This window comes from Rhodococcus sp. 15-2388-1-1a, assembly GCF_002259145.1.
Lineage (GTDB): Bacteria > Actinomycetota > Actinomycetes > Mycobacteriales > Mycobacteriaceae > Rhodococcoides.
Genome location: NZ_NPFP01000023.1, coordinates 1 through 764 on the forward strand (window position 1 = coordinate 1; position 764 = coordinate 764).

At 64.5% G+C, this 764-nt stretch carries 1 protein-coding gene; it reads right to left on the reverse strand.

Annotated features, from left to right (window positions below):
• Positions 1-752: DUF222 domain-containing protein (locus CH302_RS15600; protein WP_255138273.1), on the reverse strand; the 752-nt coding region annotated here is incomplete at its 3' end.
• Positions 753-764: the final 12 nt, after the last annotated feature.

Sequence of the window (764 nt, forward strand, 5' to 3'; positions counted from 1 at the left end):
CGGGAAGTATTGCGGGACAGCGGTCCCATCCACGGCAGCCACCCGACCGAAGTGCCGTCGCCGAACAGGTCGCGATACGCGCCACGATCCGCTGCACCGCCTTCGCCGCCGTTTTCGTGGCCCAGCTCGGTTGCTGAGTCAGTGTCGACGGGGTTGCCGGTGTTGATATCGACCGGATCCACGGTGTCGGATTCTGTTGCTGCGCGTGAGGTTTCGTCATCGGTGATGTCGTCGGCGTCGCCGCAGTTCTGGAGGTCGGTGAGATCGCGCAGGCTGATGTGCAGGTTCACGTGCGGGCGTTCACCGCCTTCGATGGGTCGATCACTCGAGGCGAGGTACTGGTCGAGGATGTGTCCGAAGGCGTCGGCTCTGCGTTTGGCGGGGCTGCGATCGTCTCCGGCTTTGGATGCCTCGGTGCCGTCGACTGCGGGGTGGGGTTCGGTCAACGGTGAGAGCGCGGTGAGCAGCTTTTCTCCGGTGATGGCATCGAAGTCACCTTTCAACACCAGCCGCCCGTTCAGGGTTGTGGAGGCGAACAGTTCGTTGCGGTCGGTGTTCTCGGCGGGTGGTTTCTTGGTGCCGAAGCTGTCTTCGAGTCTGGTGATCGCTGCTCGGATCCGGCCGGTACGCGCGTCGGGCCCGGTGGCGGCGGCGATCAGAGCTTTACGTGCGGCATCGCGACCCTCTTCCGGCAGGTTCTCCGGGGGTGTTTCGGCGAAGGTGAGGATCAGGGCGGCGTGATCGACGGACATCACGCCGGTGTT